Origin of the sequence: Janthinobacterium sp. HH104, from assembly GCF_001758715.1 — a bacterium.
GTDB lineage: Bacteria > Pseudomonadota > Gammaproteobacteria > Burkholderiales > Burkholderiaceae_D > Janthinobacterium > Janthinobacterium aestuarii.
The window spans coordinates 245,032-270,366 of the sequence record NZ_LRIB01000034.1; the positions used below are offsets into that span (position 1 = coordinate 245,032).

The window sequence follows — 25,335 nt, forward strand, 5'->3', positions numbered from 1 at the left end:
CACCATGGAAATTTTAGGCAAAGTTCGACGTATGCATCTACGCGACAAGCTGTCGCTGCACGAAATTTCAAAACGCACGGGACTGTCCCGCAACACGTTGCGCAAGTGGCTCGGGCAGCCGGAAGAGGCGGTGGTTTTCCCACCGAGCTACCGACGTGGCGCGATATCGACCAAGCTCGCGCCGTTTCATACCAGACTGGAATTGGCCCTCAAGGCCGATGCGCTGCGCGTAAAGCAGAACCGCCGAACCCGCAAGGCCGTGTTCCTTCAGATCAAAGCCGAGGGGCACACTAGCAGCTATAGCCGCGTCACCGATTTCACCAATGAATGGCGCGGCCGCGAAGGCAACGCGCCGCGCGCCTTCGTGCCACTCAGCTTCAAGCAGGGCGAGGCCTTCCAGTTCGACTGGAGCGAAGAAGGCCTGGTGGTCGGCGGCATCTACCGTCGCATGCAGGTGTCGCACATGAAGCTGTGCCCTAGCCGCGCGCTCTGGCTGGTGGCCTACTCGGTGCCGTGCGAGTTCGCCGGGCAGATGATCAGCCCGCGGCTGTATCCGGAGAAAGTGTGCGTCGTCGCCGGCGACGCCATCGTGGTCAGCCATGATCGCGTGGCCGAGCGCGGCCAGGTGCTTTACGACTGGCAGCACTACATCCCGCTGGTGCAGCGCAAGCCGGGGGCGCTGCGCAACGGCGCGCCGTTCGCCGACTTGCCGGCGCCATTGCTGCGGCCCAAACAGGGCCTGCTGCGCCACGCCGGCGGCGACAAGGTGATGGCGCAAGTGCTGGCCGCCGTGCCCAGGGCGGGGCTGGCGGCGGTACTGGTGGCGGCGGTACTGGTGGCGGCGGAACTGGTGGTGGAGTCGGGGGTACTCAGCGCCGAGCACGTCGAAAATGTGCTGGCGCGGCTCAATGCCGGCCCGGTGCCGGCGACGGTCGAGACCAGTTTGCAATTGAAGGACGCGCCGGTCGCTAACACCGGCCGCTACGACATCTTGCGCGCCACCGGCGGCGATCTGCTGGAGGTCGATCATGCGTGATATCGGCACCGAATTGAAGTAACTGCGGTGCAGGGCATGGTGAACGCCTTGGATGAATTGGAGGAACAAGACGAAAGCGCGGTGGCAGCGTGGAAGTGGCTGATAGAACACTTGCTGCAGGCCGAGCATACCGACCGAGCCATGTGTTCGGTCAGTCACCAGATGTTTGCCGCCAAGTTTCCCTTGCATCGCGATCTGGCCGGCTTTAACTTCGTATCAAGCAAGGTCGGTCAGCCGCTGGTGCGCCAGCTTGCCACGCTGACGTTTACCGACCCGGCGCAAAACGTCGTGCTAATCGAAGGCCCAGGCACCGGCAAGACCATCTGGCCACAGCGATGGCCATGTTGCGCATCGCGACCAAGGGCAAACGGGTGCGCTTTTACACCACCGTCGACCTGGTCAATGTGATCGAGCGTGAGAAGCGCGACGGCAAGGCGGGCCGACTGGCGCTGTCGTTACTCCGCATGGACCTGGTGGTGCTGGATGAACTCGGGTATTTGCCGTTCAGCCAGGCCGGCGGTGCCTTGCTGTTTCACTTGCTGTCGAAATTGTACGAGCACACCAGCGTCATCATCACCACCACCAACTTGAGCTTCGCCGAATGGTCGAACGTGTTCGGCGATGCCAAGATAACCACGGCGCTGCTGGACCGGCTGCCCCATCATTGCCACATCGTGGAGACCGGTAACGGGGCGTATCGCTTCCAGCTTTAGACAGAATTAGTTTCAATTTCCGTAAATCTTAGCAGAGCTTCTGCAATTACTCAGATAAGTTGTCGAGAAGATCAAAAAGCTCAGGGTCAACAAGGTCTCGAAGTGGGACGCCGACCGCTTGCGATAAGACGCTCATGTTATCGATAGATACGTTTCTATTCCCGCGCTCAACTTCGCTTACGTAAGAACGACTTAGATTTGCGCGTAACGCCAACTCTTCCTGTGCCATCTCTTTCAGACGTCGGGCGCGGCGTAGATTTCTAGCAAATACTTCCCTCGCAGAGAGCGGTTGATTTGGCTTTTTCATGACTGATAGCTTCAGTCACGCAGCGATATCAGTCCACCAACTATAAGGAACAATCTGTTTACTATAAGTGACTTTTTTCTGATTTTGAGGTATATTTCCTCGTGGAAATCTAAATTTCTTAAAGCTGGAAGATGTTATATTTGCAACTATGACAGGAGCAAGAATGCTAGACGTTCTCAATGCAATCTATTTAGCCGCCATCTTAATATCAAGTATCACACTGTATCCAACCGACGAAACGCCTGTTCCGATGGGAAAGGATGCGTTTGTTGAGTTGAAACTTCACAGGGAATGGTGGCGTGACGATGGCAAGGGAAAATGCTCTTACAGCGGTGTTCTCGTACCGTACACCCGCACTTGGTCCGAAGAGGTTCGGCGTGGTGAAGAAATCGTGATTCTGCTTCCTGAACCTGACAAGATCGCTGGTTACGTGGTGGTCGCGAACCGCAAATTGTGTGACGGAAAAGCTGCTGAATCAATCCTCCGCGCCGGCACCCCGTCTACGCGTAAGCCTTTTTTCGGCAAGCGTCAGGTCGACTTGCACACTTTTTTCCAGGCTGGGGACATGCTGCAAACGCCGCCCGACAAAATGCCGCCGTGGATGCCGCAAGTGATTGATCGCATGTCCTTGCTCGCAAAAACTGATAAAAACGCCCAGCGTTTTATCGTCGAATCTCTACCAGAGTTGCACAAGGCGCTGCCGGGTTTGCCAAGTTTGGAAGGGTATTGATTGGTAAAGAACCTGATTAGAAATTTTTAGCTTCAACTAAAAGGACTACACGTGAAAATCCATGATTTGCCACGCCACCCGTTCCCGAAAAAGATTATAAATCGTTCGATATATAACGTCTTTTGGTGGCCTTTTGGGGCAATTATTGAATTGATTAATGGTTTTATGCGGAGCTTGCTGTTCTTCGCTTCGTGGACTGGTATTATTATTTTATTAATTATCGGTCCGGTGGTTTTCAAAATTTTCGGATAAATATTATTTCTTGAAATCATTACGGAAATTTCATGAAGTAATTGCGCTGCTACAAGCTCGGCGTTAATCGCATGCCCTTAAAAACGGTGCTAAAAATTTTACCCCCCCATCATGAATAAAAATCTTCTCCCAGGATACAGCGACCCTCGCACCGAATTCGTGCCAATTCGTTATCTGCAACTGGCGGCCGATTTGATCCTCGCCAAACAGAACGTTGCATACTGGAACGCGGTTCCCGTGCCTGAGGCTCCTAACAATCGACTGCCGTACGAAGAGTTGCGCCAAGCTGCTGTTTTCGTGCCGCTGGTGCTGGTGGCTATCGCCTACATGTTTTTCGGTTTTATCGGTGCTTGCGTTGTATTCGTGGTGGCGCTGCCTCTGATGAATATGATTCACAATGCGCTGGAAGAGGCCATTGCTCGCAAGGGAAGGGAATGGTTTTTCCGCGACGCTGGAAGGTATTCTTTCACAAAATTTATGTGCAAGGAATTCGATCTGCGGCCGGAAGATGTGACGCTGCCGCTGGTGTATAAAATGTGCGGTGACCTGAAGATGTGGCTGATCATCGCCAAGCGTTTGACGCGTGAAGATGCGATCAAGGCTGAAGCAGCGCTTAAGGCAGCTAAGTGCTTCCCTAAAAGCCAGGAATTTGCTGCCGGAGCCGCTGCGGTTGCTACTGCATTCTCTACTGTCGCTATCATAGATGATCCTGCTAATGCAATGACGAACGATCTGGCAATTCCCGAATTGCAATTTAACCCAGCTTCCGGGCTGCCGATGCTTGACGACGTTTTTGACGTCCACGGAAACACCTTCGGCAGCAACAATGTTGATGACCTCTGGCAGAACACGAATGACTTTAATTCTAGTGGAAGTGGTGTTTTTGATAATATTGGGTGTGGTTGGGATGGGGAAATCTGACATCTTCTCGCTCACGAATATTTAATTTCCGTGGAGTAAAATCGGAATATCAAATTTATTCTGATTTAAAATAAAATCAGGTGAATTTCCTGAGTAGTTAAACTTTCAAATATGCGAGAAATCGCGCTTTTGTTGCATATGCACCTCGAAAAAAGAGGAGGCATACGGCTATCTAGTGAAAATTTACAGATAGTAAACGATAATTTTGAAAGGAATTACTATGATAGGTAAGGTTGCCACAGAGGTTGAACACGCGGTCCGTGAAAAGAACTACCACGTCGCTATCGGATTGTTGCGTGAATGGTTGGAGACTTGCGAGCAAGGCGAACCAAATAAGTTATTGGCCGCTTGTACTCCTAGTATTCGAGAAAATGTGCGTGATCTCCTATGCGACGTTCTAGCTTTCTATCCAAAAACCTTGCTCGGTTTTCCCCTTTTAATTTACGGTGCGGCAAAGGGCGAAGAGGACGGATTTTTAACACTGCCGTTTCCTACATTTGAGAGTGCCCACCCATGTCCTGGCTTACGCTTTCTTGGTTGGATTCCGTGTGAATCTAGCTTGCCTGTTAGAATTCCGTTTCGCCAAGAGCAGTATAAAACCGAAGTTACTTGGCGGACCCCCACGGCATACATCGGGGTGTTTCGTATCGTTTCGGATGAATATGAAATTGAGGTTAATGACGTCCGCCCCCTTTGGTGGGGGGATTTGTTTTTTAATCACCCTCGCTATGAGGACGAGATAGGTAACGTACGGCTGGAAGGTAACATGCTTTTTTCTTATCCGGAAGCAATCGAGGTGGCGGCAGCAATGCAAGCTGGTGCTCGACGAAGTGAACTAGCTGCGACCTACGATTTCCATGAAAACTTAGATTGGGCATACCAGCAAGGAGTCAGCTTTTCTGAGAAATGCTGTACTGAATTCGGCGATACCTCCGTGCGCGACATGGAATAAAATTATAGAAATATCTTAAGTAAAAAGGCCTGCATAATCAAAGCGATATGCAGGCCTTTTTTTAGTTAATCAATTTTGATTCTTATCCTGAGATGGAGCTATTTCCTTAATTTTTTTACCCTTCAAGTCTTCTTCTTCCATTTCCTTTATAGCTTGCATCATCATTTCGTGCTCGTGCTGGTGCTGAGCATCAGAGATAGAATCCCACATCACGTGTGCTTCAGCAAAAGCTGCATCGCTGTCAAAATAAGTTGCGGTCCGAGAATACTGGATGTTTTCCAAATGGTTTATATCAGTCTTCATGTTTTTCCTCCGAGTGGTGACAATCAGTATAGAAGAAAATAACGTAAAAGAAATATTCTATCTTATCGTAAAAAAAACCACTAATTTAATGCAAATTTACAATCTGGTTGCGTCTTCCATGCAAACTGGACACCTCAGGGGGAATCTCGAATTACCACTGATATCGGTCGTGCACTGAGCATGTAGCTCTCCAAATAGCGGCAGCGCCACTAAATCATGTTTATTTGATAATGTTTTGCGGTCCGGATCTGCCGCTCTCGACAGTCCAGGCGGACCTAGGGCGTCAGAACGCTAGGCCCCTGGCCTCCTTCAGATAGACAAAGCGGCACAAGTTGTGGGTTGCCGCTTTCCAGTTTAGATGGAGCGTGGCACGCGCCAAGCCAATTGAACGCAGCGTTTTTCCGCCCAGTTTCGCCAGGCCGGCAAAAACATACTCGACGCGCACACGCGGCGAAGCGACGCGGCCGTTGCGTCGCTCCTGCGCCTCGGGCAGTGCTGCCTTTGCGCTGGATGTGCATGCGCCAGCCTTTGCTCTTAGGCCGCGCTTTGCGCTCGCCGTCGATGTAGCCTTTGTCGGCGTAGATGTCACGGCTGGTACGCTTTGTATTGTGAGTATTTGCATTCAAGCCACCTCTCTATTGCCTTGGACGCTGCTTGATCTCATATAGCGCTGTTACTCATCTCGTCAACCGCAACAACTGCAAAATCATAGAGAGTTGCATGCTCGCGATCTCAGGGCGGATGGCGGAGCTATTAGAGTAAGTCGGGCGTTCCGAACCCAAATTTAGAGGTCGCCCATGCCTTACCAATGCAACAAAGAGTGTATTTCTTCACGGGATTTAAGTGTAGAATTGATGCCAATACCTGTTACCGCAATAATCGCGCGAAGGCAGAACAACACTTCAACTTTCTCAATTACAGGTATGACTAAAACACCGGCGTCAGTAGTTCATGATCATGAATGGCAAAACGTAAGTAGCGAGGCCCCGATTCGCCAAGGAGACTTGTTGGTTCTACGGCATTCGCGCACCCTCTCGATTCAAGAGAAAGTTCTTGTAATTACCGCGGACTGTGATTTTGCGCAGTCGAAGACTGGTGGGGCGTTCGCTGCTTTGCGCCTGCTACCATTGGAATCATACGTCCGGCAATTCTGGACCGTAAAACACGCAAAGCGTTTACTCACTATAGATCACGATGAGTTAATCAATTCGTTTAACTCTTTGTTTGCCGCTGCAAGCAGCAATTCTAAGACATTGTCGAAGTCAGCAATTGTAAGTTGGATTAATAGGCGAAATGGAAAGCAAATATGTGAAGAATTAAATGTGCAGGATGTCAAGATACAAAAGAAGTTTGATTCATGTGTAAATAAGCTTATTTCATTGCAGCTAATTGAGAAATCGAAAGGCAACGAGCAATGTTTTGAAGATATAATTTCTTTTTATTCCATTAAAGATAATCAAACTCCTGAAGATGCTAGGACAAGTGTGCTTAAAAAAGTACGCAATGAATTGTCTGCATTGCCGGAAGACGCCTTCTTACTATCAAGTTTCCCCGAAAAGCCAAATGAGCCACATGTTGTCTTGCTGCGCCAACTTGTCGTTCTGCCGCTTGAAAAAGTTACAACATCCGCTGAACATGCGCGAGAAGAAAATTGTTATTTAAGATACGGACGCCTTGCTCCAACTTTCAAGTATGCGGTTTCACAGCAATTTGGACTCTTGTATTCGCGAATTGGCTTGCCTCCAGAGTACGACTCACATAAAAAATCTCTCTTTGAATCGTTTTCTTGCTAACCTATGAATATTCCATTTTTCACATTAACGCTTGATCTGCAAGCGATAGAAAACGTACTTATAGGCAGGACCGATCTTTCCGCATTTCTCGAGCAAGGAGACACTCCAACCAGTGATGGTTTTAGCAAAACCGTGATTCTTGATGGCAATATCTTTGTCATGGGAAGAAATTTGCTAAAAAACACCGGTTATCTCACGGTCTTATTGAATTCAACCGGCCCGATTTTTGGTCTAAGCGCCAATCTCCGAGTCGATGCCTTTGAGCGTCTTCTCCGAGTTGCAAGAACTGCCATTACTTTAAACGGCGCAATCCCTGTTTATTGGCGACCTTATCATGTCGGTAAATTTATTTCATTTCAGTCAAATAGCCGCACGTCTGGAGAAGACGCACGCATCGTAATCGACACAAACGCGATAAATGAACGACATGTGTACGCTTTCGCCCTTGATAGAAATAGGCTCGGACTAGCCGAAAATGATTTAGATGCAGATGCCTTGCTTCTTGCAGCAGACCTGATCGCCCAAGTCGCCGATGCAGTCGAACAACCTCGATCAGACATAATGGAATTGAATGGAGCACTCAGGTTAAGTAGCTCACTGCTTGACCGTGAAACTAATCCACTTTCATATACAGAATGGTATGACGGTCGTCTGACAAAGGAACAGCGAAAGTTTGTCGATAGCGAGCTTACGCAATCTATGCGGCTTGTGGGACCTGCAGGTTCTGGCAAGACTGTAGCGCTCGCTATTAAGGCTCTCAAAGAGCTCAAGAGTGCACAGATTGCAGGAAAGCCGTTGAGAGCCTTGTTCTTGACCCATGCAATGACAACCGCAACATTGGTCGAAGACTTAGTAGATACGATGGATCCCTCCGGTCATTTCCTGCTTCACGGGGAAGGGCAAACTTCATTTGAAATTACAACCATTTTCGCTTTGGCGAATCGCCATATGCATTACGATCTCGAGGGGTTGCAACCACTTTCTCTCGACGGTACAGAAGGCAGAAATTTGCAATATGAGCTTCTGGATTCAATAATTCAGGATTTCAACGAATCAGACTGGCGGGCATTCCGCTCGGCATGCGCTCCTTCGTTCATAAAGAACGTTGAAGCTACTCAGAATTCGACGGCTTACAAGTTATTCGTGTGGGAACTCATGAATGAATTTGCATGCGTTTTGGATGCCGATGGAATTCGCTCGTCACGCGATAGAAAGAAGCATTACCTCGATGAGCAGCGCAAATCGTGGATGATGCCTTTGACGAATAGAGAGGAGCGGGAGGTGGTACTCGAGCTTTATTCTCGTTTTCGAGGTGAACTCAAGCAGATGAAGACACTTGGTGTCGATCAGATGATTGCTGATTACCTGAATTGGCTTGATAGCAATCGATGGGAGGCACTCCGTGAGGATAAAGGCTACGACGTTGTCTTCGTAGATGAATTGCATCTTTTTAATCGGCAGGAACGAACGGTTTTTCGACACTTGATGCGAGACATTAATACTATGCCTGTAGTTATCATGGCATATGATGCAAAACAATCACCTCGGGATACGTTTGCTGGTTTGCATAGCAGTGATCAGAGTTCTGATTATTGGAAGGATGCGAAACTTGGTCGAACGGAAAAGTATGAGCTAGTTGATGTATTCAGATATACACCTCAGATTGCTGCAGCGTTAGCGTGCATCGACAAGTGTTTCCCTGGGCAGAACTTGGATGATGATTGGCCAGCATATAACGGAATTTCGAAACTGGCCGATGGCCCAGTTCCCACATTGACCGAAATCGGGAATAGTCGGGAACTTTTTGATAAAATATTCCCTAGGGCTAAAGAGTTGCAACGACGTCTCCCGCCAAAGAAACGCGTTGCGGTTCTGTGTGCAAGCAACCACCTGTTTTCAACTTATTCGAGCGCGGGGAAATATAAGGATGACTTTGTTCTAATTTCCTCCAGGGAAGATTTACCAAAGTTAAAAACTACGTCGAAGCGTTACATACTTAGCACTCCCGAATTCGTTGCGGGGCTTCAATTTGATACGGTGCTCTTGATTGAGGCAAACGAAGACGAGGTGCCTGATTTAAGTTTTCGTGCTAGTGCTCAGAGAAAATTTGTATCGGTCCTCTATCTCGGCGCAAGTCGTGCGGAGCAGGGGCTTGAAATCTATGCGACGAAAGAACACGGAGGGCCAACTCAATTACTTCAGTTAGCCCTTCAACAAGGTGCGATTGAGCAAAAGAAGTTCGACGATCTTCATTAAGAGAGACGCATACGCGTCAATTATTTTGGCAACTAGCCAATATAATTGACGCGCATCAGAGCTATAAGGGTGAGGAACGCAGCGGTACCCTTTTGCTTATGCGTTGTACGTACTAGACTCTAAGTGGCTTTTGGTTTAAAAATAGCGGCCTGCGCCGTTTCTCGGTGCAGTCCAATCCAGGAATACGACAGGTCAAATAGGAGAACGACCAGGTTTATTTTTTCTTCTTGATGACAGGCTTTGTGTTCAATGGAGCCTCAATTGAATCGACAGAGTGTGTGATGCCTAGATCGGCTTCATTGATTGATTTGCAACCCTTGAGGACGCTATTGGCCAGTGAAAGCGCTTCTTTGAACTGTAGAATGCCGCTGACATCGACTGCACCGTCGAGATGTTGAATCAAATGGGAGTGAGGGTAGTTGCCCTTGACTTGCCAGTTATGGAAGTGACTAACAGGCTGCTGAAATACCTCTGGATTACACCGAATTTGAGCCTAACCAAGAGTACCTCACCCCTTGGCAAGCTCGAAAAAATCGCTTGTAGCTCGTTTTACGAGGTCGGCAATCCAACGCGACGAGCCATCAACCAATACGGCGTGGCTACTAAGCTCGCCTCATAAAAGTTTGATTTCCACATGGAAATGTTGTATTGTGAAAGCCGCATACAAATCATCCTCAACGAGAGATGGATGTGTGTCTTTAAGTGAATTTATAATTCACGAAGATTGCCGGCACGGCTTCTTCATCATTGATTACCTATTTAGATGACTTCATCCCGAAGTCCGTCTATACCTCTAGGAGAAAAAATGATGAAGTTGGGCAAATACAAAACGGCGTGCGGTGGTTATCTCAGCATTTCTGCGCGCGTTCAGAGCCACCTCTTGGCTCATCCAGATGTCATTACGCATCTTCCCGAAGCGGCTAGCAAACTTCACTTGCCTTCCGACGGTATGAAGCTTGAATGCGAAGTCCCTATGGGACGCGTAATCGGCCGCTCTGGTGTCGTAACAACTCATCCAATCCAAACTCACCACCGCGCGCTGTTCGCACTTCGGAACAACCGAAAATTTCCATCACGTGTTGCGGCCCCTGGTGCTGTCGGGAATGACTCAACCACGGTGGTCGTGATTGCCAAACCACGAGCCGGACAGGGTGAATATGAGCTTATCACTGCTTGGGTCGGAGCTCTGGCTCGTAAAGAGCCCTGGGACCCCCACATTTCCACCGGCGAAGAATTCGAAGACTGCTTACGTTTCTGGAGCACGACTGCGTTGGTCTTCGACGCGGCCACCATGGCTCCAGCAGTGGAGAGCAACTGGGCTGAAGTGTTGGCATCCGCCGGTGTCATGGCCGGCGAGCATGCCTATATGCTGCAGTCGACCAGCTCGAAATCGCAGGAGGCAAAATGAGCGCGGGTACTCAACAGCATACGAGCATCGCCTGGCACTACACGACCGGCCAAAAATTCGCGCTCATTCAGAAAAACGGAGTGCTTCGGCCTGCGCATATTGGCGTTCTCGCGTCCGAGCGACCCGTCATTTGGTTCTCAACGAACCCAGTCTTCGAACCTACCGCAGCCAAAGCTTTTGTAGTCGATGGCGTGCGCCGCATGCTCACGGTTCGTGAGATGTATGACCTGGCTGGCGGCGTAGTTCGGCTGGGCTGCCGCATTAGCCGCCTCAAAAGCGGTGCAGATTTACGCAAAGCAGCCAAGATGCAGCCGGCAATCTGGAATGTTCTTGCCAGCGTTGGTAAGCGGCTGGGAGCAAGCCCAGCAGAATGGTGGGGGTACGTCGGCGCGCTGATGTTAGATGACGTGACTGTCGAGATGATGAATGATGACCTTACCTGGTCCTCGCATGACGCAAGAGTGTTCGTTTAGGTAGGCACGGCGCTGATGCACATGCTCACTTGGAGGGGCATGCCGTGGCAACCATCGCTAATTATGCTCGTTGTCGCGGGAATTAATTACGCGTAGCAACACGGGTTTAACGCAAACCTTGCAAGGATTGCTGGGATAACGTCGCTTAGTCTTCATTAAAACCATCAGTAAAATATACGTGTTTTTATGTAAGACTTTCTTCCTCTTATGCCTAGTCATTAACACTATATTGAAAGCAGTCACCTTAAATTTCTCATCTTTGGGACGGGGCTGCACAACCAGGAGCTTAGAGTGAATAATTTTATCTTTTCCGATTTTGAACAAAGTATCGCTTTTGCGCATAGTGATGAAGGCGCTGATTACATCGCCGCGCAGTATGTTGGCCAAACCTCGTTATATCAAGGGTATGCCTCAGCATATAAGACGCCAGTCGCCGCCGCCCTTGGTGCACTCGCTTATTATGATGTTAAATATATAGATAAGTGTGGTGATTTTTACAGCGTATATGTCGTGCGCTGTGATGGAGTCTTACTTTATTGCGCCGACATAGGGCACAACGACGATATGACCCATACTGATCGTGATGGCTTCATATATTTTTTAAAGGGAGAAGATTGGACTGATCGTGACTGGGGCTGCGATATCTATGACTTGGAGATTGATGTTGAGGGATGCATGCCATCTAGCCTCACTTTCGATCCCGAGGATCCGTGGACGTTACACGAGGTTCGAGCTATTGCAAAGTTCGGTAATACATTAATAGCTAAGCCGGATTGCTACTACCAGACCGCATTTCCCGAGGTGATCGGGCTCGACAATGGCGAAGCGTTGCTCGTTATCTACAGTCACTCTAAAATCAAGTGGTATGGTGTGCTAAGCAATGAAGATCTCGAAAATTTAAATAATAATGTAGAACAGTTCCACATCACAGATGTCAATTATGTATGCGAGATGTTCAAAGGAAAAAAACTCTGCTACTACAGCAGTGAAGTCGAGGAGGAGTTCTGGGATGATGTCAACACTGATCCTGACTATTTAACGTAAAATTCCGCTCACTGCCATCTATCTTAAAAATCCACGTACTCCAGAGTAGTTCCCGTCACCGTTGTAATGGGAATTACTTTGGATACAGTGAATCGCCACTTTGAGGGTGTCGCTGCGCCGGCAACTAGACACGAAGCCGTGACCGCTAAAAGAATCATCGGCCACCGCGGTATTTGTCGAGGCCAGTGTAATTACCTGAGTAGGTGACGGTAGGCCGAGACCCTGATTGTGGAAGGGGAATCAGTATGCATCAAGCAGTCGGCGCGATTTTGAGGGGAAAGGGATTTTTTTTGGATAAAAGCCATTTATTGCTAGCACTCTGCGGTTCGCGCAAACCGCCCCGCGGCGACTGCACCGAATGTGCTCGTAGGGCACAGCTGGAGGCTGGTCTTGACCAGTTCATTGAAGCGCATGTCGCCCATGATTTTCGCCAGCCGCATTGCTAGCTTCAAATAGCTTTAAAAAATACCCAAAATGGAGGGAATCGACTGGCGCCGACCAGAGCGCACCTGGCGGCCGACGCCGGCCTTGTAACCGTCATCGGCCTCGCGTAAACTCGCTTCATGCTCACTGCAGCCGACCTACCTGACGATATCGCTGCCCTGAAGACATTGCTATTGGCAAGCGAACGTCGCGTTCAAGAGCGCGATGAACAGGTAGTAGGACTGGCAGTTAAACACGCGCGCCACCGAGATCGAGCATCTCAAGCTGTGGATCGCCAAGCTGCGGCGCATGCAGTTCGGCCGCAAGTCCGAGAAACTGGACCACCAGATCGAGCAGCTGGAACTGCAGCTGGAGAATCTGCAAGCCGATGAAGGCGAGGTGGTGAAGGCGACACCTGAAAACGGACCGGGCACCACGCAACAAGCCTGTACGCAGCCGCTGCCTAAACACCTGCCTCGCGATGAAAAGGTCCATCTGCCTGCCGCCGACGCATGCCCGTCTTGCGGTGGTGGACTGCGCTTTTTGGGCGAGGACGTGGCCGAACAGCTCGAATACGTAGCGGCCAGTTTCCGAGTAATTCGCCATGCGCCCCAAGCTCGCTTGCAGCTGCTGCGACGCCATCGTGCAAGCGCCGGCGCCGAGCCGCCCAATCGAACGCGGCATCGCCGGCCCCGGTTTGCTGGCACATGTCCTTGTGGCGAAGTTAGCCGACCACTTGCCGCGCTACCGCCAGAGCGTGATCTATGCACGGGACGGCGTCGATCTGGATCGCGCACTGCTGGCAAGCTGGGTTGGTGCCGCCAGCGACTTACTGCGACCACTGGTCGATGCCCTGCGCCGCCACGTACTGGCGGCATCGAAGCTGCATGCCGATGATACGCCGATCCCTGTGCTGGCACCCGGCAACGGCAAAACCAAGACGGCGCGCCTGTGGACTTATGTGCGCGACGACAGGCCTTCCGGCGACACTGCGCCGCCGGCGGTTTTTGGTTTGCCTACACGCCGGACCGCAAGGGCATCCATCCGCAGACGCACCTGGCCAAGTTTGAAGGCGTTCTGCATGCCGATGCATACGCCGGCTTCAACGCATTGTTCGAAGGCGGCACGATGCACGAAGCGGCATGCTGGGTGCATGCGCGACGAAAATTCCACGACCTGCACGCGGCGCGACCGACGCCGCTGACCACCGAGGCGCTGCGCCGAATCGCCGAGCTCTATGTGATCGAGGCCGAGATCCGAGGCAAGCCGTCCGACGAACGAAAAGAAGTTCGGCAATTGCGCTCCCTCCCGCTGCTCGAAGACCTGGAACGCTGGCTGCGCAGCACGCTCGAAACGCTATCGCGTAAATCCGACACGGCGGCGGCGATCCTGTATGCGCTCAAACTATGGCCGGCGCTGCTGCGCTACCGCGACGATGGTGTCATCGAGATTGACAACTCGGCGGCCGAACGCGCTTTGCGCAGCGTGGCCATCGGACGACGCAACTATCTCTTCGCCGGCACCGACAGCGGCGGGGAGTGCGCCGCCGCGATCTACTCGCTGATCGGCACGGCCAAGCTGAGCGGTGTAGACCCCGAAGCTTAGTTGCGTCACGTGCTGACGCATATCGCCGATCATCTCCTCAACCGGGTTGATGAATTCTTGCCTTGGAACTGCAGCTTGCCAGCAGCCCTCTGAGATCACGCCGCTTCCCAGCGGTGTGATGCCATCATCATTCAAATCGCCAACCCATTCAAGACGTCACTGGGCAGACGATTACAGTGGTAGGTTAGGATGAGTTCAAATGGCAGATCGGTGGCGGATTGAGCGGTTCAAAAATCAGTGCCAAATCAGTGGCAGTTTCCTCTTTTTCCCACGCATTTTCATTTCCATGAAGAAAAACACTAGAATTGTAAGTCTTTGATTTATAATGAATCACCCGCAACCCGGGGTACGGTATAGATCATAAAGTTGTCGTTCGGGACGCAGAGGCCGGAGGTTCGAATCCTCTCACCCCGACCAGCCTTTTCCCTCGCGCGCCGGCTTGAACTGCCTGCACCTTGACCTGCGCGTTGGCGGCTTGCCGGGAAGTATGATATTAACTGCATTATTAATATCTTAACCACTTCTCGCGCAAGGGCCTGACCGATGTCTTTCCTGATAGTTCTGGCCGCACTGGCCTTCCTGATGCTGGCCGCCTACCGCGGCTACAGCGTGATCCTGTTTGCACCCGTCGCTGCGCTCGGTGCCGTGCTGCTGACCGATCCGTCCGCCGTGCCGGCCGTGTTCAGCGGCATCTTCATGGAAAAGATGGTGGGCTTTATCAAGCTGTATTTTCCCGTCTTTTTGCTCGGCGCCGTGTTCGGCAAGCTGATTGAATTGTCCGGCTTTTCCCAGTCCATCGTCGTGGCGGCCATTCGCTATATCGGCAGCTCGCGCGCAAATGCCGTCATCGTTGCCGTGTGCGCAGCGCTGACGTACGGCGGCGTGTCGCTGTTCGTCGTGGTGTTTGCCGTGTATCCGTTTGCGGCCGAGCTGTACCGTCAGAGCAATATTCCCAAGCGGCTGATGCCGGGCGCCATTGCCCTGGGCGCGTTTTCCTTCACCATGGATACGTTACCGGGCACGCCGCAGATCCAGAACATCATCCCCACCACTTTCTTCAACACCACCGGCTGGGCCGCACCGTGGCTGGGCACCATCGGCGCCGTGCTGACGGTGATCATGGGACTGGCTTTTCTCGAATGGCGCCGCCGTTCCGTCATGGCGACGGGCGAAGGTTATGGGGCCGAGGCCGACAAGGTCACGGCCGGCGTGGGCGACCTGCCCCATCCGCTGCTGTCGGTGGCGCCTCTGGTGCTGGTGGGCGTGGCTAACTTTGCGCTGACCAAACTGATTCCCCAATGGTACGGCGCCAGCTACGTGCTCACCGCCGAGGCCCTGCCGGGCTTGCATGCGCCCGTGTCGACGTCGATCGGCGCCGTGACGGGTATCTGGGCCGTGGAAGGCGCCTTGTTGCTGGGAATTTTGCTCGTCTGCGCAACGGCCTTCGGGCGCATCCGCGCCGCGTTTGCCGAAGGCACCAAGGCGGCCGTGGGCGGCGCCTTGCTGGCGGCCATGAATACGGCGTCCGAATACGGCTTTGGCGGCGTCATCGCCGCGCTGCCCGGTTTTCTTGCCGTCAGCAACACCTTGCGCAGCGTGCCCGATCCGCTCGTCAACGCGGCCGTGTCCGTGACGACCCTGGCCGGCATCACGGGATCGGCCTCGGGCGGCATGAGCATCGCGCTGGCCGCCATGTCGGACAGTTTCATCCAGGCCGCGCAGCAGGCGCACATTCCGCTCGAAGTCATGCACCGCGTGGTGGCCATGGCCAGCGGCGGCATGGATACCCTGCCGCACAATGGCGCCGTGATCACCCTGCTGGCCGTCACGGGGCTCACGCACCGCCAATCCTACCGCGACATTTTCGGCATCACCGTCATCAAGACGGTGGCCGTGTTCCTCGTCATTGCCATCTATTACATGACGGGACTAGTCTGAGGGTTGGGGCAAGCTACAGCCGCGACGACGATGCCGGCTTCGCCAACGCTTGCGCCGGCTTGAACAGATGGCTGATACCCATGGTCAGCAACGGACCAGCCAGCGCCAGGTAGGAACTGTCCACGCCGTACGGATTGCCCGCCAGGAACCAGCCAATCGTGGCGATCACCGAGACGATCACGCCGACAAAAGCGCCGCGCGGTGTGCCGAATTTCGGCGCATAGAAGGCCATCAGCACCAGCACGGCGAGGGTGGCGCGCAGGGCCTTGCCCAGGAAGGCGATCATCAGCAGTTTTTCCGCATACAGCGCCAGCACCAGCGGCAGCAGGCCGGCCACGACGATGGCGATGCGCAGGAACATCAGCGATTTCGCGTCGTTCTTCGCCTTGTTGTACCAGGGATCATAAAAATCCTTCATGGCCAGGGTGGCCGATGCCAGGGTGGTGGCGGAAATGCCGCCGAACAGGGCGCCGGCCAGGCCCACGATCATGATGCTGGCGGAAAACGCCGGCATGTGGGCGATCATCGTGGGAAACGCGTCGATCGACTTCATGCCCGGATACAGCACGGCGCTGCACATGCCGATCAGGGCCGCCATCAGGCCGAACGGGATCATCAGCGACGACACGTAATAGCAGGCGCGCTTGGCCACGGCCGGGTTGTCCGTGCTGACCAGGGCCTGGATCACGTATTGCGTGGCGAAGATGGAACCGATGCCGCCGATCATCCAGGCGATGATCTGGCCCCAGCCGATCTCGACCCAGTTGAACATCTTGGCCGGCAACTGCGCCTGCAGCTCGCCGATACCGCCTGTTGCTTCCAGCGCATACGCGAGCGCCAGGATCACGCCCAGGTATTTGACGATGGAGTGGGCGAAATTCGTGTACACGACAGAGCGCATGCCGCCCAGGCTGACATAGATGACGGTGATGGCGCCCACCAGCAAGATGGCGACCGTCTTGTTGATGTGCAGCACGGCCGCCAGCACGGCGCCGCCGCTCGCGTACAGGGCCACGGCAACGATGCTCAGCGCGACGATGGTGAGGATGGACGCCGCATAGCGCACGGGCTCGCCATACGTTTGCGCGAGGATGCCGGAAATCGTCGACTGCCCGCTTTCCTTGTATTTTTTGACCAGCACGATGGCCAGCAGGAAAAAGCCCAGCGACAGCGCCACCAGATTCCACGCGGCGGAAATGCCCAGTTCATAGCCCTTCTGGGCCGTGCCGATGCTGACAGAGCTGCCGATGAATTCCGACAGCAGCAAGGCGCCGATCAGGAAGGCGGGATAATTGCGCCCGCCCGCCGTCATGCCTTCGGCGCTGTTGGCATGCTTGCGCACGCTATAGGTAATGTACGACATGAGGGCGAAATAGCCCACCGTGACCGCAGCGATAATGATCAATCTGTTTTCCATCCGTCTACTCCAAGTCTGCTTTTCTTATTATTATTTTTCAAGAAAGCTTCCCCTGCCGCATGCCGGACCAGCCGGCGGCGGTGCTCAGGAGAAAGCCGCATTCCTGCCGTACCGATACGGTACAGCAAGCCTCACAATAAAAATGTCCGCAACTGCTCTGTAAACAAATCCGCCGCCTCGATGTTCGAGATGTGCGAGGCGGGCAGGCTTGCCAGACGGCCGCCCGCGATCTGCTGCTGCAGCCAGCGCCCGTCGTCGATGGTGGTCACGGGATCGTGCTCGCCCGCGATGATCAGGGTCGGCACGGCGATCGTGCCGACGGCGTCGTGCAAGTCCGTCTGGGCCAGCACGTCGCAACAGGCCGCGTAACCGCCCGCATCCTGACTGCGCAAAATGCCGGCCAGGCGCGCCACCGTCTCCGCTTCGCGTTCGATAAACTGCGGCGTGAACCAGCGCGCAGCGGCGCTGTCGGCCACCGCGGCCATGCCGTCGCGGCGCACTTGCTCCGCCCGCAGCTGCCACGGCGCGGCGCCGCCGATGCGCGCCGCCGTATTCGCCAGCACGAGCTTCGTCAAACGCCGCGGCTGGTGTATGCCCAGCCACTGGCCCGTCAAGCCGCCCATGGAAATGCCGCAGAAGGCGGCGCGTTCGATATCGAGGTGGTCGAGCAGCGCCACCACGTCCAGCCCCAGCCGGTCGATGCCGAACGGCGCGCCGCCGCTGGCCGACCGGCCATGGCCGCGCGTATCGTAGCGCACGACAAAAAAGTCACCGGCCAGCGCGGCCGCCTGCGCATCCCACATGGACAGGTCCGTGCCGAGGGAATTCGACAGGACCAGACAAGGCTTGCCGCGCCCGCCATCCGTGCGGTAATGCAAGCGAATACCGTCCACCGCGCACGTCTGCCCGACAGTGTCATTGCCTATCTGCGTCATGGCATGTCTCCTCAGGAATCGTCGTCGCGCACCGACGAAGGATGGCGGCACAGCGGCATCACGTCGATCTGCATATAGGGAAACAGCGGCAGGGAGGTCAGCAAATTATGCAGCTCGTCCACGCTGTCCACGTCGAAGACGCTGACGTTCGCGTACTGGCCGGCGATGCGCCACAGGTGGCGCCACTTGCCCTCGTGCTGCAGACGTTGCGCCAGTTCCTTTTCCGTTTGCTTCAGCTGCGCCGCCTGCTCGGCGGGCATACTCAAGGGCAGGTTCACGTTCATGCGTACATGGAATAACATGGTTTCTCCTTATTGACGCTGCATGGAGCGCAGCTTGTCCATATCGATCTCGACGCCCAGGCCCGGCCCTGTCGGCACCTGCAGCATGAAGTCGCGGTAGACGAGCGGCTCGCGCAAGACTTCCTGCGTCAGCAGCAAAGGCCCGAACAGTTCCGTGCCCCAGGCCAGTTCCGCAAACGTGGAACACACGTGGGCCGTGGCGGCCGTGCCGACGCCGCCTTCGAGCATGGTCCCGCCGTACAGGCCCACGCCCGCCAGACGCGCCACGGTGGCCACTTCCAGCGCGGGCAGCAAGCCGCCCGACTGGGTGATTTTTACGGCATACACGTCGGCCGCATCGGCCTGCGCCAGCGCCAGCGCATCGGCAGGACCGTGCAAGGCTTCATCGGCCATGATGGCCACGTCGAAGCGCTGCTTCAGGCGCGCCAGCGCGGCGCGGTTGCCCGCCTTGACGGGCTGCTCGATCAGGTCGACGCCGCCCGCTTCCAGTGCGGCGATGCCGCGCACGGCGTCCATCTCGCTCCAGGCCTGGTTGACGTCGACGCGCACGCTGGCCCGTTCGCCCAGCTCCCGCTTGATCTCCAGCACGTGGGCCACGTCATCCATCACGTCGCGCAAGCCGATCTTCAGCTTGAAGATGCGGTGGCGGCGCAGTTCCAGCATTTTTTCCCCTTCGGCGATATCGCGCGCCGTGTCGCCGCTGGCCAGCACCCAGGCCACGGGCAGCGCATCGCGCACGCGGCCGCCCAGCAGTTCTGACAGCGGCACGCCCAGGCGGCGCGCCTGGGCATCCAGCAGGGCCGTCTCGATCGCGCACTTGGCAAAGCGATTGCCCTGGATGACCTTGCGCACCTTGGCCATGGCCTTGGCCACTGCACTCGCTTCCATGCTGACCAGCAGCGGCGCGATATAGGTATCGATATTCGTCTTGATGCTTTCCGGGCTTTCGCCGCCGTAGCCCAAGCCTCCGATGGTGGTCGCTTCGCCCCAGCCCGTGATGCCGTCGGCGCAGCGCAGCCGCACCAGCACCAGGGTTTGCGTATTCATGGTGGCGACCGACATGCGGTGCGGGCGGATGGTAGGCACATCGACCAGGTAGGTCTCGATATTTTGAATCATATTTATTCCGTATAATTCTGTGGAGTGGTGACACCATATTCCCCAAATATCCCCACGTCCAACACCGAGTTGGTATCAAACCTATACCTGAAAGGTATGAAGATGGAATTAAGGCACTTGCGCTACTTCGTTGCGGTCGCAGAGGAAAGGAACTTCACGCGGGCCGCCGCGCGCCTGCACATCGCGCAGCCGCCGTTGAGCCGGCAGATGCAGCAGCTGGAAGAAACCCTGGGCGTGGCGCTGATCGAAAAAGGGTCGCGGCCCTTGCGGCTGACGGAAGCGGGCGAGTTTTTCCTCGCCCATGCGCGGCCGTTGCTCGACCAGGTGCGCGACCTGCAGGCGATGACGCAGCGCGTGGGCAAGCTGGAACGCACGCTGTCGATCGGCTTCGTCGCCTCGACCCTGTATGGAGAATTGCCCGACATCGTGCACCGTTTTTGCGAGCGCCATCCCGAGGTCGACGTGACCCTGCATGAAATGACGACGGTGCAGCAGTTGAAGGCCCTGAAGGAAGGCCGCATCGACGTGGGTTTCGGGCGATTGAAAAGCGAAGACCCCAGCATCCGCCGCATCCTGCTGCGCGAGGAGCGGCTGGTGGTGGCCCTGCCACCGGGCCACCGCCTGGCCAAGGGCGAAGGCGGATTGCGCCTGACGGACCTGACCCACGAAACCCTGCTCGTGTACCCGAAAGCGCCCCGCCCCAGCTTTGCCGACCAGGTGCTGGCCATGTTCAGCGAAGGCAATGTCACGCCCGGCCCCGTCACGGAAGTGCGCGAGCTGCAGATTTCCATGGGACTGGTGGCGGCCGGCCAGGGCATTTCCATCGTGCCCGAAAGCGTGCAAGCCATGCATCACCGGAACGTCGTGTACCGCAAGCTCGACGACAAGCATGCGTTCTCGCCCATCTTATTCAGCATGCGGCATAGGGACCGCTCGCCCGAGTTGGAAAACATCCTCGCCGCCGTGTACTCGATCTACGATGAACACGGCATCGCGCACGTCAAGGAAAGCCTGTAGCGATGACTACGCGGCGTCGGCCAGCAATTCCGGGCGCAGCGCGCGGATGCGCAATTCCGTGAAATAGCCGCCCGCCTCGTTGTAGCGCAGGTAGTGGCGGCCGCAGTTCAGGCAGCGTGCCACCTGGCTCAGGTTGGCGGGATAGTAGCGCGGTGCGATGGGCGCATCGATGCTGTCGTAGCGCGTGCCGTGCGGGTGATATTCGGCAAACGTCGGCTCCTCGTACGGGTCCTCGCGCAGGGTGCCGATTTCTTCAAAGCGGTCCAGCTCCAGCGAGGTAGGCAGGCGCTGCCAGGCGTCCAGCGGGACGGCGCAGCAGCTGCATTTTTTTGTCACCAGCGCCGACGCGGCGGCCAGTGCGGACAAGGCGGGAAAGTCGATGAATACCATGTTCAGCCGTTACAAGGGGCGGCCCATGGCAACGAGCCTGGCCGCACCCCTTATTCTAGCGCAATCGCATCCTGCCGATACGCGCACCGCATTTCGCCAGGACCAGCTCCAGCAGCAACAGCATGCCGCCGGAAACGAGCAGCAGCGGCATCAGCGCACACATGGCGGCCGCCGCCAGCCAGGCCAGCGCGGAAGGCGACGTCCAGGCGCCCGGCAGCAGCTTGGGCAAACCCAGCGAGCCAGGCAAGCGCCGCTTGAAAAACATCACCCAGCCCGACACCAGCGAGAACAGCACGCTGGCGCCAAAGACCAGCAGCAAGGCCTGGTTCCACCAGCCGAATTCGCCGCGGTGAAACGGGATGCCGATGGCGGTGGCCTTGCCGAACGCCGTCTGCGCCTCCCAGCCCGCGTAATACAGGGGCTTGCCGCTGTAGGCGTCGAACTGCAGGTCGAAGCGCAGGGTGGGCTGGCTGCGGTCGGCCATCGTGGCGCGCCACACGTCGTCCTGGCTGGCCGGTGCCGTCAGCTGCACGGCGATGGCGGGCGCATGGCTGCGCGCCACCTTCCACGCATCCTGCCAGTCGAGCGGAGCACCCGCCTCGGTCGAATGCAAGCCTCGCGGCGCGGGCGGCGGCGCCTGGCCGCTGACGTCGCGCAGCGCGCGGATGCGCCCGCCTGCCTGCTGGCTCCACGTCAGCCCCGTCGTCAGGATCACGAAGCTGACAATACCGAGCGCCACGCCGAGAAACGCATGCCACTGGCGCCAGCCATTGCGGCCCCGCGCGCCCCGCTTCGGCAAGCCTGATTGCGCGCCGCGCGGCCACCAGAGCACCACGCCCGTCACCAGCATCACCATCAGCCAGCTGGCGGCCAGCTCGATCATCCAGCGCCAGCCATCGTTTTGCAGCAAACGCGAATGCAGCTTTTTTGCCCAGTTGCCGAAACGCTCGCTGCTGGCCAGGCTGCCCAGCACGCGCGCATCATAGGGGTTCACATACATGACGATGGCTTGCGCAGGCAGGCCGAACTTCGGCCTGGCCTTCACCGGCATCCCATGTCCAGCATGTTCATCGTGCGCGCCGCCGGGCGGCGCGAACGCCACTTGCACCGCATCGTCCTGCTGAAACGGCGGCACCACGTGCTGCACCGTCCAGCCACGCGGCGCGGCCCGTTCGGCGGCCGCCACGGCGGCGTCCAGCGGCAGCATGGACGCTTGCGGCGCCACATGATCGAGGTGCTGGTACAGCCTTGCCTCGATCTGCGGCGTCAACACGTACAGGATGCCCGTCAGGGTGGCCACCAGCGCGAAGGGCGAGGCGATCAGCGCGGCCCAGAAGTGGATGCGCCAGTACAGGCTTTTGCGGCGCGCGATGAGAAAGGTGAAATCGTCCATGGCCGTCCTCACAGTGCGCTATAGGTATAGGACAGGCCCAGCATCACGCTGCGCGGCGCACCGGGCGTGTACTGGTTCTGCGTATTGGCCGCGTAGCTGCCCGTGCCCGCGTAACTGCTGCTAGCCGAATCGGCGTAGCGCTTGTCCATCAGATTGCGCACCTGCGCCCACGCTTCCAGCCCGCGCGCGATCTGGTAACTGGCGCGCACATTCAGCAGCGCATGGCCCTTGTACTCCACCGTGTTGGCATTGTTCATCCAGTAGCGGCCCTGGTGCACGGCTTCGAGCGCGATACGCGCGCCCGCCACGGGCTTGTAGCCGACCTCGAACGAGGTGATGTCACGCGGCGCCTGCGGCATGGCGCGGCCGCTGTAATCGAGGGTGGAGGACACCTGGTAGCGCAGGTAGCGGTGGCGCGCGATGGCCGTGGCGAAGCGCGCGTCGAACGGACCGCTGTCATAGGTCAGGCCCAGTTCCAGCCCTTCGCTGCGCGTGCGCCCCGCATTGCGGTTTTCGCTATTCCCCGGTGACACGGTATAGCTGACGATGGTGTCGCGCCCGTCGAGCCGGTACAGGGCCGTATCGAGTTTCAAACGCCCCTGCAAAAAAGCCCAGCGCAAGCCCAGCTCATAGTTGTTGTAGACGGACGGCTGCAAGTTGGCGATGCCCGTCTTGCCATACAGCTGGCTCACTTCGGGCGGCGTGAAACCCTGGCTGACGTTTGCATACGCGCTGCCCGCATGGCCGATGGCGTAGGTGGCGCCCAGCTTCGGGCTCACATGCGAAAAGCTGCGCGACTCGTCGGGCGCGCCGTAACTGGCGCTGCCGCCCGGCGCCAGCCTGTTATGGTAGTCGTAGCGGATGGCGTCCGAGCGGCCGCCCAGCACCACGCGCGTGCCAGGCAGCGGAGAGAACTCCCATTGCGCGAAGACGGCCGTGTTGAGGATGTCCGTCTGGTAGTCGCGCACGCCCTGCGGATTGGACGCATTGGCCAGCGAGTAGCGCAGGTAGCGGCCCGTGGCCGCATCGCGCACGATGGACAGGTTATCGCTGACAAAGGGATTGTCGCTCTTGTCGACATACACGCCGGCGATCAGGCGCGAACGCAGCCAGGCGAATTCCTGCTGGTGCTTCACGTCCAGCCCCAGTGAATCGACGTGGTTGTTGTTGATGACGCCCTTGCACAGCAGTCCCGCGCAACTGCCTATGGAATACGCGGGAAGCTGCCCATGGTCGTTCTTGCGCGTAAACACGGTGACGGTGCTGGTGCCATTGGCCGTCGTCTGCCCTTCCCACGCCAGATTCATGCGCGTGGTCCTGTCCTTGCGGTAGGTGAACGTATTCAGGCTTTTGCCGGGATTGCGGCGGTAGTCGTTCTCGAACAGGCTGCCCGTCATGGCCGCATCGAGATCCGTGTGGACGATGGTGGCGCGCAGCTGCGACGTGGGGCTGAGCGCATAGTCGGCACGCAGCGAGAACGAATCCTTGTCGCCATAGCTGTACTCTTGCCAGTTGTCGCGCGAGCGGCGCGAACTGTAATGGGAAAAGCGCAGTCCCAGCGGGCCCCAGGTATCGCTGGCGGCCGTGTCGTAGCGCGTGTAGCCGCCCACGCTGTCGCGTCGCACGCCCACGCTTGCCGTCGGTGTCGCGCTGGCGCCTGCCGTGAGAAAGTTGACGGCGCCGCCGACGGCATTGCTGCCATACAGCGAGGAAGCGGCGCCCTTCACCACTTCCACGCCGCCGGCGCCCGCCATGTTCATCTCGTTGAGAGAATTGTGGTTGAAGACGCCCAGCGGACGGATGGGAATGCCATCTTCCAGGTACTGGTAGACGGCATTCGTGCCGATGGGCTGGCGGATGCTCATGCTGTGCTGCTCGTTGCCCAGGTCATTCCAGTACACGCCGGCGATGCGGTTGAGGATATCACCCATGGTCTTGGGCTTGTCGCGTTCCAGGGTTTTGGCATTGATGACGCCAATCGCTTGCGGCGTTTCGGATAGCCACGATTGCGCGCGCGAGCCGGAAACGACGACGGTGTCGATGGCGTGATCAGTTTGGTCAGGTTGCTGCGCCTGTGCGCACGGGTAAGCCACGGTGATGGCCGCGGCCAGCACCAACAGTTTCTTGTTCATGTGATTCTCGTATAAGTGTGCGGATGCGGCGCGTCACACCGCGAGGTGGACAGCGCCAGCATTGAAAATGCAAAAACTCAGACGAGAGCGGGCGGCGCGCGCGACTGCGCGGTGGACCAGATGAACAGCGGTGCGGGAGACTGGTAGTACAGGGACGGGAAAATGGCCGTGCCGCTGGCCACAAGCAGCGGCAGCACGGGGCTGGCGGGCGGCAGGCCGACGGAACCTGCATGCGTGGAACAGAAGGCGCAATGCTCCATCTGCATGGCCTTGCCGCCGGATTTTTCATCGGCGGCGCCGCCATCGATCTGGACAAAACGGATGCCGGCCACCGAGCAGATTTCCGCCCAGCCGGAGCCGGATTCCTGCTTGGCGTTGGCGACGGCCTGGGAAATCGATGGCGCGAGCGCCGCCAGCAGGATCGCGAAACAGGCGATCCAAGCGGCAAAGCGGCGCGTGAACAAGGTCATTCCCAT

General features: G+C 56.4%; 22 protein-coding genes, 1 tRNA gene and 2 pseudogenes. 15 read left to right on the plus strand and 10 right to left on the minus strand.

Annotated elements, in window-relative coordinates; translation table 11 throughout:
• Window positions 1-4 precede the first annotated feature (4 nt).
• Window positions 5-1,036, plus strand: coding sequence for a hypothetical protein (locus JAB6_RS14545; RefSeq protein ID WP_083292727.1), 1,032 nt, complete (start codon window positions 5-7; stop codon window positions 1,034-1,036).
• Window positions 1,037-1,058: 22 nt separating this feature from the next.
• A pseudogene (istB, locus tag JAB6_RS14550) lies at window positions 1,059-1,896 on the plus strand (IS21-like element helper ATPase IstB).
• Here istB and JAB6_RS28475 read toward each other — a convergent pair.
• Window positions 1,796-2,056, minus strand: a complete 261-nt coding sequence (locus JAB6_RS28475; protein WP_083292728.1) for a helix-turn-helix transcriptional regulator — start codon at window positions 2,054-2,056, stop codon at window positions 1,796-1,798. The pseudogene istB and the gene JAB6_RS28475 overlap by 101 nt on opposite strands.
• A 163-nt stretch (window positions 2,057-2,219) precedes the next feature.
• Here JAB6_RS28475 and JAB6_RS14555 point away from each other — a divergent pair, with 163 nt between their 5' ends.
• The 4 genes from JAB6_RS14555 to JAB6_RS28970 all read left to right on the plus strand — a co-directional run bounded on the left by JAB6_RS14555 (window position 2,220) and on the right by JAB6_RS28970 (window position 4,911).
• Entirely contained in the window at window positions 2,220-2,786 is a 567-nt protein-coding gene (locus JAB6_RS14555) for a hypothetical protein (RefSeq protein ID WP_070303379.1), read from the plus strand.
• Window positions 2,787-2,837: 51 nt separating this feature from the next.
• Window positions 2,838-3,038, plus strand: coding sequence for a hypothetical protein (locus tag JAB6_RS28965; protein ID WP_139143389.1), 201 nt, complete (start codon window positions 2,838-2,840; stop codon window positions 3,036-3,038).
• A 111-nt stretch (window positions 3,039-3,149) separates the two neighbouring features.
• Window positions 3,150-3,959, plus strand: a complete 810-nt coding sequence (locus tag JAB6_RS14560) for a hypothetical protein (protein WP_139143390.1) — start codon at window positions 3,150-3,152, stop codon at window positions 3,957-3,959.
• A 220-nt stretch (window positions 3,960-4,179) separates the two neighbouring features.
• A complete protein-coding gene (locus JAB6_RS28970; protein WP_139143391.1) occupies window positions 4,180-4,911 on the plus strand; it encodes a hypothetical protein in 732 nt (243 codons plus the stop codon).
• Between the two features lie 69 nt (window positions 4,912-4,980).
• Here the strand turns inward: JAB6_RS28970 and JAB6_RS14565 are convergent, their stop codons facing one another.
• Window positions 4,981-5,214, minus strand: coding sequence for a hypothetical protein (locus JAB6_RS14565; RefSeq protein ID WP_070303381.1), 234 nt, complete (start codon window positions 5,212-5,214; stop codon window positions 4,981-4,983).
• 797 nt (window positions 5,215-6,011) lie between these two features.
• Here JAB6_RS14565 and JAB6_RS28975 point away from each other — a divergent pair.
• The 8 genes and pseudogenes from JAB6_RS28975 (at window position 6,012) to JAB6_RS14605 (ending at window position 16,154) form a co-directional block, all read left to right on the plus strand.
• The gene (locus JAB6_RS28975; RefSeq protein WP_139143392.1) at window positions 6,012-7,007 is read left to right on the plus strand and encodes a hypothetical protein; all 996 of its coding nucleotides are present in this window, start codon (window positions 6,012-6,014) and stop codon (window positions 7,005-7,007) included.
• A gap of 3 nt (window positions 7,008-7,010) precedes the next feature.
• Window positions 7,011-9,263 carry a UvrD-helicase domain-containing protein gene (locus JAB6_RS28980; RefSeq protein ID WP_139143393.1) on the plus strand — a complete coding sequence of 751 codons (2,253 nt, stop codon included), beginning with the start codon at window positions 7,011-7,013 and terminating at the stop codon, window positions 9,261-9,263.
• 805 nt (window positions 9,264-10,068) lie between these two features.
• Entirely contained in the window at window positions 10,069-10,671 is a 603-nt protein-coding gene (locus JAB6_RS28985) for a hypothetical protein (RefSeq protein WP_139143394.1), read from the plus strand.
• Window positions 10,668-11,144: a hypothetical protein gene (locus tag JAB6_RS14590; RefSeq protein ID WP_070303386.1), complete on the plus strand. Its 477-nt coding sequence runs from the start codon at window positions 10,668-10,670 to the stop codon at window positions 11,142-11,144. Before JAB6_RS28985 ends, JAB6_RS14590 begins: the two co-directional genes overlap by 4 nt.
• A gap of 291 nt (window positions 11,145-11,435) precedes the next feature.
• Entirely contained in the window at window positions 11,436-12,188 is a 753-nt protein-coding gene (locus JAB6_RS14595; RefSeq protein WP_070303387.1) for a hypothetical protein, read from the plus strand.
• 563 nt (window positions 12,189-12,751) lie between these two features.
• Window positions 12,752-14,309 (plus strand): annotated as a pseudogene (locus JAB6_RS14600) (IS66 family transposase).
• 249 nt (window positions 14,310-14,558) lie between these two features.
• Window positions 14,559-14,633 (plus strand) — tRNA-OTHER (locus JAB6_RS29340).
• Window positions 14,634-14,759: 126 nt separating this feature from the next.
• Window positions 14,760-16,154 carry a GntP family permease gene (locus JAB6_RS14605; RefSeq protein WP_070303388.1) on the plus strand — a complete coding sequence of 465 codons (1,395 nt, stop codon included), beginning with the start codon at window positions 14,760-14,762 and terminating at the stop codon, window positions 16,152-16,154.
• A gap of 13 nt (window positions 16,155-16,167) precedes the next feature.
• Here JAB6_RS14605 and JAB6_RS14610 read toward each other — a convergent pair whose 3' ends face one another.
• From JAB6_RS14610 to JAB6_RS14625, 4 genes are all read right to left on the minus strand, one after another.
• Complete coding sequence (locus JAB6_RS14610; protein ID WP_217494631.1) at window positions 16,168-17,559, minus strand: sodium:solute symporter; 1,392 nt, start codon at window positions 17,557-17,559, stop codon at window positions 16,168-16,170.
• A gap of 143 nt (window positions 17,560-17,702) precedes the next feature.
• Window positions 17,703-18,506, minus strand: coding sequence for a 3-oxoadipate enol-lactonase (gene pcaD / locus JAB6_RS14615; RefSeq protein WP_070303390.1), 804 nt, complete (start codon window positions 18,504-18,506; stop codon window positions 17,703-17,705).
• 11 nt (window positions 18,507-18,517) lie between these two features.
• A complete protein-coding gene (gene catC, locus JAB6_RS14620; protein WP_070303391.1) occupies window positions 18,518-18,808 on the minus strand; it encodes a muconolactone Delta-isomerase in 291 nt (96 codons plus the stop codon).
• Window positions 18,809-18,817: 9 nt separating this feature from the next.
• Complete coding sequence (locus JAB6_RS14625; RefSeq protein WP_070303392.1) at window positions 18,818-19,927, minus strand: muconate/chloromuconate family cycloisomerase; 1,110 nt, start codon at window positions 19,925-19,927, stop codon at window positions 18,818-18,820.
• A gap of 102 nt (window positions 19,928-20,029) precedes the next feature.
• Between JAB6_RS14625 and JAB6_RS14630 the strand changes: the two genes are divergently transcribed.
• Entirely contained in the window at window positions 20,030-20,944 is a 915-nt protein-coding gene (locus JAB6_RS14630; RefSeq protein ID WP_034754711.1) for a LysR family transcriptional regulator, read from the plus strand.
• Between the two features lie 6 nt (window positions 20,945-20,950).
• Here JAB6_RS14630 and JAB6_RS14635 read toward each other — a convergent pair whose 3' ends face one another.
• The 4 genes from JAB6_RS14635 to JAB6_RS14650 form a co-directional block, all read right to left on the minus strand.
• A complete protein-coding gene (locus JAB6_RS14635) occupies window positions 20,951-21,334 on the minus strand; it encodes a hypothetical protein (RefSeq protein ID WP_070303393.1) in 384 nt (127 codons plus the stop codon).
• Between the two features lie 55 nt (window positions 21,335-21,389).
• The gene (locus tag JAB6_RS14640) at window positions 21,390-22,727 is read right to left on the minus strand and encodes a PepSY domain-containing protein (RefSeq protein WP_070303394.1); all 1,338 of its coding nucleotides are present in this window, start codon (window positions 22,725-22,727) and stop codon (window positions 21,390-21,392) included.
• Between the two features lie 8 nt (window positions 22,728-22,735).
• Window positions 22,736-24,859, minus strand: coding sequence for a TonB-dependent receptor (locus tag JAB6_RS14645; RefSeq protein ID WP_070303395.1), 2,124 nt, complete (start codon window positions 24,857-24,859; stop codon window positions 22,736-22,738).
• A gap of 77 nt (window positions 24,860-24,936) precedes the next feature.
• Window positions 24,937-25,335, minus strand: a complete 399-nt coding sequence (locus tag JAB6_RS14650; protein WP_254671627.1) for a DUF2946 domain-containing protein — start codon at window positions 25,333-25,335, stop codon at window positions 24,937-24,939.